This is a genomic window from Streptomyces sp. NPDC006134 (assembly GCF_040628835.1).
In the GTDB taxonomy this organism is placed as follows: domain Bacteria; phylum Actinomycetota; class Actinomycetes; order Streptomycetales; family Streptomycetaceae; genus Streptomyces.
Genome location: NZ_JBEXTV010000111.1, coordinates 1 through 9086, shown reverse-complemented (window position 1 = coordinate 9086; position 9086 = coordinate 1). Strand labels below are relative to the sequence as shown.

Genomic DNA, 9086 nt, shown 5'->3' with positions numbered 1-9086 from the left:
GGCCCGAGGGCCAGGACGCTCCGACGGGCTACTGGATATCGAACCTGCCCGCCACCACCCCGGTCGCGGACCTGGTGCGGTGGGCGAAGATGCGCCGGCGGATCGAGCACGGCTACCGCGAACTCAAGCACGGCCTCGGACTCGACCACTTCGAGGGCCGCACCTGGCGCGGCCGGCACCACCACGTCACCCTCGTCACCGCCGCCCAGGCATTCCTCACCCTCCGGCGGCTCGACCCAAAAGTCCGCACACCGGCCTGACCCTCTACCAGGTCCTCGATGTCCTTCAGGACCTGCTGAGGTGCTGGACCGGTACCTGCACCACCTGCGGACGCCCGCTACCCACCCGACGAGGTCGCCACAGACAGGCCAGAACCTAACGAAGCACTACTAGCCCGTGATGCCGGGACCATCCCCGCGTGTGCGGGGAGCAGGCCGTGCTGGGGGACGGTCAGTCGCTCGCTCGGGGACCATCCCCGCGTGTGCGGGGAGCAGAGTCCTCGAACCAGGCCGGTCTTGTGGTCGTGGGGACCATCCCCGCGTGTGCGGGGAGCAGCGCGGGCGGCGGCTTGGGTGGGGAAGGTCTCAGGGGACCATCCCCGCGTGTGCGGGGAGCAGGTCTGCGGCCGGGTGCGCTTCGAGTTCGCGCCGGGACCATCCCCGCGTGTGCGGGGAGCAGATGTCGAACATCTTCCGGAGACTTCCGCATTCGGGACCATCCCCGCGTGTGCGGGGAGCAGACACGCTCCGATTCGACAACATCGGCTCCAAGGGGACCATCCCCGCGTGTGCGGGGAGCAGCTGGGCCTGGACCCGTGCGACGCGGGCTCCCGCGGACCATCCCCGCGTGTGCGGGGAGCAGTTGTTGGCGAGTGCGGTGATGGACCGGACGTAGGGACCATCCCCGCGTGTGCGGGGAGCAGTACAACTCCGCCTCCGCCTGCATCCACGTCGAGGGACCATCCCCGCGTGTGCGGGGAGCAGTACCTCCGTCCTCCCGCGACGCGCGTGCCGTCGGGACCATCCCCGCGTGTGCGGGGAGCAGTCGGGCTGATCCTGCCACTTCGGGCAACAGACGGGACCATCCCCGCGTGTGCGGGGAGCAGGCGGACGGCTACGTCACCATGACCGGCCGCCAGGGACCATCCCCGCGTGTGCGGGGAGCAGACTTCCTGACCTGCAAGTTTATTGCCGTAGTGACTCACTTTCAGTATCTTTTAAAGGTTCCGGCGAATGGGACATGAAGTGCATTTGGTCTCGTAGGTGCTTCTCGCCGAGGCAGAGGCGAGCCGATCATCATACAGCTTGGGGGCGTTGCTCTCCCGCAGGCACTTCTGTTTGCTCGTTTTGGTGCGCGGCGCCGATCTTTCCCTGTATCAATCATTCATGAGCGATGGGGGAAGTGCTCGTTCCGGCCTGTTGCACCGGCTTGGGGAGTCGGCTCGGTCGGTGTGGGCCAAACATGACCGTGACACCGATGGCTGGCTGCCGTTGTGGCGGCACATGGAGGACAGTGCCGCGGTGGCCGGCCTGTTGTGGGACCGGTGGCTGCCCGTAGGGGTGCGGAGGCTGGTGGCCGAGGCGTTGCCGCAAGGCGAGTCGGACGCACGCGCCCTGGCTGTATGGCTCGCCGGTGTGCACGACATCGGCAAGGCCACCCCGGCGTTCGCCTGCCAGGTCGACCAGCTCGCCGACGCGATGCGTGACCAAGGACTCGAGATGCGCTCGGCGAGGGCGATGGGGCCGGACCGCCGGATCGCGCCGCACGGTCTGGCCGGGCAGGTGCTGCTGGGGGAATGGCTGGAGGAACGGCACGGGTGGGTGTCCGCCCGGACCGGCCAGTTCACGGTTGCCGTGGGCGGACATCACGGGGTGCCGCCCGAACACGGCCAGATCAAGGCCCTGTATGAGCACGAGGAGTTGCTGCGCACTCCTGGTGCGGGCGGCCGTGTCTGGCGGCAGGTGCAGACCGAGCTGCTCGACGCCTGCGCCGAGCGTTTCGGTGTGGCCGAACGGCTCGGGGCCTGGCGGACGGTGAAACTGCCGCAGCCGGTGCAGGTGCTGCTCACCGCGCTGGTCATCGTCTCCGACTGGATCGCCAGCAACCCGGACCTCTTCCCGTACTTCCCCGACGGCGCGTCCCGCGACGACCAGGAGCGTCTCGCTGCGGCCTGGCAGGGACTGGACCTGCCGGACCCCTGGCGGGCCGAGGAACCGGACCGGAGTGCTCGGGAGCTGTTCGCCTCCCGGTTCGAACTACCGGCGGGAGCGGAGATACGCCCGGTCCAGGAAGCGGCCGTGGAACTCGCCCGGGAGATGGAGAAGCCCGGTCTGATGATCGTCGAGGCGCCGATGGGCGAGGGGAAGACGGAGGCGGCGCTCGCCGTGACCGAGATCTTCGCGGCGCGCTCGGGTGCGGGAGGGGTGTTCTTCGCTCTGCCCACCATGGCCACCGGCAATGCCATGTTTCCCCGCCTGCTCGACTGGCTGGACCGGTTGCCGGGGGTGGCGGGCTCGCGCCGCTCGGTGCACCTGGCCCATTCGAAAGCCGCTCTCAACGAGGACTTCGCCGGCCTGATGGCCCGTGCGGGACGGGTCGTGGCCGTCGGCGTGGACGAAGCGGCGCCCGCGCCTGGGCGGCAGCGGGACGGGCAGCACCGCGCGGGCGCTGAACTCGTGGCGCATGCCTGGCTGCGGGGCCGCAAGAAGGCCATGCTGGCCTCGTTCGTCGCGGGCACCATCGACCAATTGCTGTTCGCCGGGTTGAAGAGCAGGCACCTGGCGTTGCGGCATCTCGCCGTAGCCGGGAAGGTCGTCGTCATCGACGAGGCGCACGCCTATGACACGTACATGAGCGTGTACCTGGACCGGGTGCTGTCCTGGCTGGGTGCGTACCGGGTCCCGGTGGTGGTACTGTCCGCGACCCTGCCGGCCTCGCGCAGGCGTGAACTCGTCGCGGCGTACTCCGGCCGGGCCGATGCCGGCGCCCCCGGGAACACGGCCGCACCGGACGCGTACCCCTTGCTGACCGCCGTCGCTGCGGGCGGTACCCCGCTGACCCGCCGTCCGCATGCGTCGGCCCGGTCGACGGCGGTACGGGTGGAGCGCCTCGGCGACGGCTTGGACCTCCTTGCCGACCGGCTGGAGAGCGAGCTGGCCGACGGCGGATGCGTCCTGGTGATCCGGAACACGGTCAGGCGGGTGCTCGAGACGGCTCGCGCGCTGCGCGACAGGTTCGGGGCCGAGAACGTGACCGTGGCCCACTCGTGCTTCGTCGACCTCGACCGGGCGGACAAGGACGGCACACTGCTGCGCCTCTTCGGGCCTCCGGAGAAGACGGGTGACAGGCCGGCGGGCCGGCACATCGTGGTGGCCAGCCAGGTCGCCGAGCAGTCCCTGGACGTCGATTTCGACCTGCTGGTCAGCGACCTGTGCCCCGTCGACCTGCTTCTGCAGCGCATGGGGCGCCTGCACCGCCACCGGCGCGGACAGGGGCAAGGGGAGCGGCCCGAACGCCTGCGGACGGCGCGCTGCCTGGTGACGGGAGCCGACTGGACGGCGGACGTGCCCGCTCCGGCGCGGGGTTCGGTCGCCGTGTACGGGCGGTACGCCCTGCTGCGATCGGCCGTGGTGCTCCTGCCCCACCTCGACGGCGGGTCCCGGCGGCCGGTGCGGCTCCCGGCGGACATCAGTCCTCTCGTACAGAGCGCGTACGGGGAGACACCGGTCGGGCCGGACCACTGGCAGGACGCGTTGAAAGAGGCACGCGAACAGTTCGAGCGGCACCGCGACGACCAGGCCGGGCGTGCCGCCGTGTTCCGGTTGGGGGAGGTCGGCAAACCGGGGCGTCCGCTGTTCGGCTGGGTCGCCGCCGGGGTGGGGGACACGGACGACACTCCCACCGGGCGTGCCCAGGTCCGCGACAGCCGGGACAGCCTGGAGGTCGTCGTCGTGCAGCGGCGCGGTGACGGAAGCCTCGTCACCCTGCCGTGGCTCAAGCCGGACGGCAAGAAGCGGCAGCGAGCCGGCCTCGCACTGCCGCGGGACGCCACGCCGGCGCCGTTCGCGGCCCGTACGGCCGCGAGCTGCGGACTGCGGCTTCCCCTGCAGTTCTCCGGCGAGACCATGGACCGGGCCATCGAGGAGCTGGAGCAGCTGTACCTGCCCAAGTGGCAGGGCAAGGACAGCCCTTGGCTCTCCGACCAGCTGATTCTCGCTCTCGACGAGGACTGTCAGACCCACCTGGCAGGATTCTCGCTCCGGTACAGCCCTGAAGACGGCCTCGAGGTGACCCGTGACGCAGACGACTGAACCCCCTGGTGCCGGTGCGGGCGGGGCGCTGTCCTTCGACCTGACCAGCCGGCCGTGGATCCCGGTGCTGCGGAGCGACGGCTCACAGGAGGAGTTGTCGCTGGGTCAGGTCTTCGCGCGAGCCGGTGAGCTGCGGCGCGTCGTGGGTGATCTGGCCACTCAGGAGTTCGCCCTGGTCCGCCTCCTGCTGGCCGTCGCACACGAAGCCCTGGACGGTCCCGGCGACATCGAGGAGTGGGCGGAGCTGTGGGAGGATCCCGGCTGCTTCGCCCCCGTCCAGGACTATCTGGAGGAGCACCGCGAGCGGTTCGACCTTCTTCACCCGGCCACGCCGTTCCTGCAGACCGCCGGGCTGCGCACGGCGAAGGACGAGGTCTTCTCTCTCAACCGGATCGTGGCCGACGTGCCCGCCGGGGAGCCCTTCTTCACCGCTCGGATGCCGGACGTGGAGCGGCTGTCCTTCGCCGAGGCCGCCCGCTGGGTCGTCCACGTCCACGCCTACGACACCTCCGGCATCAAGACCGGCATGGCCGGCGACGACCGGGTCAAGGGCGGCAAGGTGTACCCGCTCGGCACCGGCTGGGCGGGCGGGCTCGGCGGCGTCTTCGTGGAGGGCGCGACGCTGCGCGAGACCCTGCTGCTCAACCTGGTGGCGGCGGACACCGAAGAACTCGACTTCTCCCCCGGCGACCGGCCGGCCTGGCGCCGTACGCCGTGCGGGCCGGGATCCGACGGGCGCTCTGCGACCGGTCTGCGCGACCTGTACACCTGGCAGTCGCGCCGGGTGCGGCTGCACCACGACGCGGACGGCGTCCACGGTGTCGTCCTCGGCTACGGCGATCCGCTCGCCTGGCGGAACATGCACCGCCGTGAGCCGATGACCGCGTGGCGGCGCAGCCCCGTGCAGGAGAAGAAGCTGGGGCAGTCACCCGTGTACCTGCCCCTGGAGCACGATCCGGCCCGCTCGGCCTGGCGGGGCATCGCCGCGCTGCTCGCCGACCGGCTGGAGGAGACCGGCGGCGCCGAGGGTCCCTCGCGGCTGCGGCCGCGGATCCTCGAGTGGGTCGCCCGTCTGGTGACCGAAGGCCACCTTCCCCGCCGTTTCCTCGTCCGCGCCCGGACGGTGGGCGTCAGGTACGGGACCCAGCAGTCCGTGATCGACGAGGTCGTCGACGACCGTCTGGTGATGCCGGTCGTCCTGCTGCACGGGCAGGACCCCACGTACGCCCGGCAGGCCATCGCCGCGGCCGAGGACGCCGACCGGGCGGTGCGGGTCCTGGGAGACCTCGCGGCCGACCTGGCCCGGGCGACCGGAACCGAGCAGGAAGGGCCGAAGTCCGCAGCCCGTGCCGAGGGGTTCGACGCACTGGACCATCCCTACCGCGGCTGGCTGTCCGCCCTGGCGGAGGCTCCCGACCCCTTCGAGCACCGGCACACCTGGCAGCGCCGGGTACGGGAGACGGTGGGCCGTCTCGGTGACCGTCTCATCGCCGCCGCGGGCGACGCGGCCTGGGAGGGACGGCTCCACACCACCGACAAGGGCGGCACCCACTGGCTGAACGCGGGCCTGGCCGACGTGTGGTTCCGGGGACGACTGGCCAGGGCACTTCCGGACCCCGGCTCCCCGGGTTCCGGAAGCGGCGGCGAAGGCGCCGCCGCCCCGGCCGACGGCGGTCCGCCCGGGCCGGGGCCCGCCGGCCTGCCGGAAACCGATCACGCCGCGACCGACCCGGAGGTGCACGTATGACCGCCGTATCCGCCCCATCCACACCGGTCCCGCCCGGCGCGGTTCCGGTGCACCAGCGGGTCGCAGACCTCGCCGCCGCGCACATCGGCTCCTGGCAGGAGGGATACCTCAACGACAGGTCCCAGGCCGTGGCCGCCCTCGCCCGCCTGCGCCGCGGTGCGGGCCGTGAGGCGGGCGAGACGCCCGACCTGTGGAGCCTGATCGACACCGGCCCGCTGCACACTCCGGCCGAGGGGATGCGTCCGCTGAGCGAGCAGGAGCTGGTGCGCGCCGAGAACGCGCTGCACACGGCCCTGACCCTGTGGGCGTTCCACCAGCAGTCCCGCTCCACGCCCATGCACCGCCGGCACACCCGTGAACGGCCGGGCGGTCTGGGCGCGGCAGTCCGGCGCCTGATGCCGGCCGACGGCGTCGACGAACCCGTCCGCAAGCGTCTGGTCCGCGCGGGCACCGCCCCCGACCTCGTCACCCTCGCCCAGCGGCTGCGCGACATCGTCGCCCTGCTGCGCCGCGACGACATCCCGCTCGACTACGCCCTCCTCGCCGGCCAGCTCTACCTCTGGCAGTGGCCCGACGGACCCGCCGCCGTCCGCCGCAGCTGGGGCCGCTCCTTCCACGAGCAGTGGCGGACCCGGCCGGCCTCCGACGACACCACCACTCCGGACAGCGACAAGGACGCCTCGTGAACCGCATCTTCCTGGACGTGCACGCCCTGCAGACCGTCCCGCCCAGCAACCTCAACCGGGACGACACGGGCGCGCCCAAGACGGCCGTCTACGGCGGGGTCCCCCGTGCCCGTGTCTCCAGCCAGGCGTGGAAGCGGGCCATCCGTACCTACTTCAAGGACGAGCACCTGCTCGACCCCGCCGAGCTGGGCGTGCGGACCAAGAAGGTGGTGGAGCTCCTGGCCGACCGGATCACCGGGCTCGACCCGGCCGTCGAACGGGAGACGGCGCTGAAGCTCGCCGACGAGACGGTCAAGGCCGCGGGCTTCAAGACCGAGGTCCCCAAGCGGAAGGCCGAGCAGGCGAAGAAGGACGGAGGCCCTGCCCCCGCCCCCGAGAGCAAGTACCTCGTCTTCCTCAGCTCCCGGCAGCTCGACGGCCTGGCCCGCCTCGCCCTGGAGGGCGTCGCCGACATCACGGCGTTTTTGAAGACCAAGGAGAACAAGGCCCGCGCCAAGGAACTCGCGGACACCCGCCACTCCGTGGACATCGCCCTGTTCGGCCGCATGGTCGCCGACGTCGCCGACATCAACGTCGACGCCGCCGTGCAGGTCGCGCACGCCCTCAGCGTCCACCGGGTGGACAACGAGTCGGACTACTACACGGCCGTCGACGACGAGAACACCGAGGAGGAGACCGGCGCCGGAATGATCGGCACCGTCGACTTCAACTCCGCGACCCTCTACCGCTACGCGGCCCTCGGCGTGCACCAGCTCGCCGCCAACCTCGGCCAGGGCCTGCGCGAGGACGAACCGCGCACCGAGCCGGTCCGCCGTGCCGTCGAGGCGTTCGTGCACGCCTTCGTCGCCTCCCTGCCCACCGGGAAGATCAACACCTTCGGGCACCACACCGAGCCCGACGCCGTCGTCGTCAAGCTCCGCACCACCCGGCCGATCAGCTACGTCGCCGCCTTCGAGGACCCGGTCCGCAGTGACGGCGGCGGGCACCTGCGCGAGGCCGCCGACCGGCTCGCCGCCTACGCCTTTGACGTGGAGCGTGCCTACGGCGACCCCGAGACCACGCTCACCTGGGTCCTGCGCGTCGGTCCCGCCACGCAGAAACTCGCCGATCTCGGCATCGAGGCCGGCACACTGCGCGAGCTCGCCACCGCCGTCGGCCAGGCCGTCGCGGAACGCCTGGAGAGGCCCGCATGAGCCGCACCGGCGTGCTCGCCCTCCGCCTGGCAGGCCCCCTGCAGTCCTGGGGGGCCTCCTCCCGCTTCACCCGCCGTACCACCGAATCCGCCCCCACCAAGAGCGGCGTCGTCGGCCTGCTCGCCGCGGCAACCGGCATCGAACGCGGCGACGATGCGCACCTCGCCCCCCTGGCGGCGCTCCGGTTCGGGGTCCGCATCGACCAGCCCGGCACCCGCATCCGGGACTTCCACACCGCCCACCACGGCGTCACCGGCGCGTCCATGCCGCTGTCCGAACGGTTCTACCTCGCCGACGCCGTGTTCGTCGCCGCCGTCGAGGGCGACCATCGGCTGCTCACCGAGCTGTACGCGGCGCTGCAGGCCCCGATGTACCCGCCCTACCTCGGACGGCGCTCCTGCCCGCCCTCCGAACCGGTCTGCCTCGGCCTGTACGAGGACGCCGGCCTGGAGGACGTACTGGCGAGCGTGCCCTGGCAGGCCTCCGGCTGGTACCGCAGGCGCCACCGGACCCCGCAGACCCTGACCGTGCTGCGCGAGACGGCCACCGGCGAGCCCGCCACAGCGGCGGACGCCCTGCGCGACCAGCCGGTCAGCTTCGACGCCGCACACCGGCGGCACACGCTGCGCACCGTCGTCACCGTCCCCGTACCCACTCCGATCCCGGCGGGCGGCGACAGCCCGCAAGGCGCGCACGATCCGTTCGCCGCCCTCGATGCCCTGGAGGATGAGAGCGCCTGATGTTCATCTCCCGCTTCCGCGTCAACACCGCGCGGCCCGGCGCCCGCCGCCTCCTGTCCTCACCTCAGGCCATGCACGCGGCCGTCATGTCGTCCTTCCCTCACCTCCTGCCCTCCGACAGCCCGGCGCCCGACGCACCGCGCGTGCTGTGGCGTCTGGACCAGCGGGCCCGCGCCGAGGTGCTGCTGTACATCGTCAGCCCCGACCGTCCCGACCTGACGCACCTGGTCGAGCAGGCCGGATGGCCCGCCGTCGCCGGCCCCGAAAGCCCCGGCTGGCAGACCCGGCCCTACGCCCCTTTCCTCGACCGGCTGACCGCCGGTGACCGCTGGGCGTTCCGCCTGACCGCGAACCCCGTGCACACCATCCGCCGCAAAGAGGGCGAACCCCGCAAGCTCACCGCCCATCTC

General features: G+C 71.9%; 6 protein-coding genes, 1 pseudogene and 1 CRISPR repeat array. All 7 genes and pseudogenes read left to right on the top strand.

From position 1 onward, the window contains the following. Positions 1-260, top strand: a pseudogene (locus tag ABZ340_RS35890) (IS701 family transposase); the annotation flags it as partial. 144 nt (positions 261-404) lie between these two features. After that, positions 405-1166: direct repeats of the CRISPR family, unit length 29 nt; unit sequence GGGACCATCCCCGCGTGTGCGGGGAGCAG. A 219-nt stretch (positions 1167-1385) separates the two neighbouring features. Further along, entirely contained in the window at positions 1386-4310 is a 2925-nt protein-coding gene (cas3, locus tag ABZ340_RS35885; RefSeq protein ID WP_358786089.1) for a CRISPR-associated helicase Cas3', read from the top strand. Further along, the gene (casA, locus tag ABZ340_RS35880) at positions 4294-6057 is read left to right on the top strand and encodes a type I-E CRISPR-associated protein Cse1/CasA (RefSeq protein WP_358786088.1); all 1764 of its coding nucleotides are present in this window, start codon (positions 4294-4296) and stop codon (positions 6055-6057) included. Before cas3 ends, casA begins: the two co-directional genes overlap by 17 nt. After that, positions 6054-6743 (top strand): type I-E CRISPR-associated protein Cse2/CasB, encoded by a 690-nt coding sequence (gene casB / locus ABZ340_RS35875; RefSeq protein WP_358786087.1) that lies wholly within the window; start codon positions 6054-6056, stop codon positions 6741-6743. The genes casA and casB overlap by 4 nt, the downstream gene beginning before the upstream one ends. Continuing rightward, positions 6740-7936: a type I-E CRISPR-associated protein Cas7/Cse4/CasC gene (gene cas7e / locus ABZ340_RS35870; RefSeq protein WP_358786086.1), complete on the top strand. Its 1197-nt coding sequence runs from the start codon at positions 6740-6742 to the stop codon at positions 7934-7936. The genes casB and cas7e overlap by 4 nt, the downstream gene beginning before the upstream one ends. Continuing rightward, positions 7933-8676, top strand: a complete 744-nt coding sequence (gene cas5e / locus ABZ340_RS35865; RefSeq protein ID WP_358786085.1) for a type I-E CRISPR-associated protein Cas5/CasD — start codon at positions 7933-7935, stop codon at positions 8674-8676. Before cas7e ends, cas5e begins: the two co-directional genes overlap by 4 nt. After that, on the top strand, positions 8676-9086 hold a 411-nt coding region (locus ABZ340_RS35860), incomplete at its 3' end, for a type I-E CRISPR-associated protein Cas6/Cse3/CasE (protein ID WP_358786084.1). The genes cas5e and ABZ340_RS35860, both read left to right, overlap by 1 nt.

Coding starts and splice junctions, on each gene's coding strand:
- cas3 (WP_358786089.1), top strand. CDS start 1,386: ATGAGCGATGGGGGAAGTGCTCGTTCCGGCCTGTTGCACCGGCTTGGG.
- cas5e (WP_358786085.1), top strand. CDS start 7,933: ATGAGCCGCACCGGCGTGCTCGCCCTCCGCCTGGCAGGCCCCCTGCAG.
- casB (WP_358786087.1), top strand. CDS start 6,054: ATGACCGCCGTATCCGCCCCATCCACACCGGTCCCGCCCGGCGCGGTT.